The 253-nt window shown below is 68.4% G+C and carries 1 protein-coding gene; it reads left to right on the top strand.

The genetic code is table 11. From position 1 onward, the window contains the following. Nucleotides 1-253: phosphate acyltransferase (locus tag FS845_RS26405; RefSeq protein WP_260986460.1), on the top strand; the 253-nt coding region annotated here is incomplete at both ends.

Here is a 253-nt window from a genome sequence, read left to right on the forward strand (position 1 = left end):
CCTGGTGCGCGAGGGCGCGCGCGCCCGCATCGTGTTCACCGAGGGCGAGGACGAACGCGTGCTGCGCGCCGTGCAGGTCATCGTCGACGAGAAACTGGCGCGTCCCATCCTGGTGGGCCGCCCGCAGGTGCTGATGTCGCGCATCGAGAAGTACGGCCTGCGCCTGCGACTGGGCCAGGACGTCGAGGTGACCAACCCCGAGTACGACGAGCGCTTCCACCAGTACTGGACGACGTACTGGGAGCTGATGTGC

This window comes from Bordetella genomosp. 13 (assembly GCF_007679965.1).
GTDB lineage: Bacteria > Pseudomonadota > Gammaproteobacteria > Burkholderiales > Burkholderiaceae_B > Bordetella.